Source organism: Phyllobacterium sp. 22552, assembly GCF_052044585.1.
In the GTDB taxonomy this organism is placed as follows: domain Bacteria; phylum Pseudomonadota; class Alphaproteobacteria; order Rhizobiales; family Rhizobiaceae; genus Phyllobacterium; species Phyllobacterium ifriqiyense.
Genome location: NZ_JBQENG010000018.1, coordinates 1 through 618, shown reverse-complemented (window position 1 = coordinate 618; position 618 = coordinate 1). Strand labels below are relative to the sequence as shown.

1 protein-coding gene is annotated in these 618 nt (G+C 53.6%); it reads right to left on the bottom strand.

Annotated elements, in window-relative coordinates; all coding sequences use genetic code 11:
• Positions 1–618: DUF763 domain-containing protein (locus ACTJI9_RS22445; RefSeq protein WP_440811030.1), on the bottom strand; the 618-nt coding region annotated here is incomplete at both ends.

The window sequence follows — 618 nt, the reverse complement described above, 5'->3', positions numbered from 1 at the left end:
CATTTGGTCTGAAAGGGTCGGCTTGACTGCAGGCGTCCCCTCGAGGGTTGCCGCCTCCTCGACAATCCGGCCAGGATTCAATGTCTTCAAAACCTCGATTTGCTGTACCCGCGAGTCCGATGCGCGACGATCAGCAAGGTTGATAATATTTCCGACTTGCTGACCTTCGATTGCGGCATGAGGAGCATCGACAAAGCTGGTCAGCCCTTCAGACAGCCAGTGATAACGTCTTGCCTGCCGACTATTCCCATTCATTCCCTGCTGGACAACCACCCACTTTCCATCATCAGCAACAATGAAACCGTGGAGATAAAGATCAAATCCGTCCTGCAAGGCGGCACTGTCGACTTTTGCGACCAGTCTGCTTGCCTGTCCCAGAGCTCTTGCGTCAATTCCTACACGCTCTCCAATCGCATTCAGCTCCGAAGGCGTTTTTCGCGAGTGAGAGCCGCGCCCGCCGCAAACATGAATTCCCAATTCATGCGACATTGGGGTAAGGCCACGTTTCAACGCGCCGATCACACTGGTTGTGATACCTGAGGAGTGCCAGTCCATGCCCATCACTGCACCAAAGGACTGAAACCAGAATGGGTGAGAAAGCCGACGTAAAAGTTCATC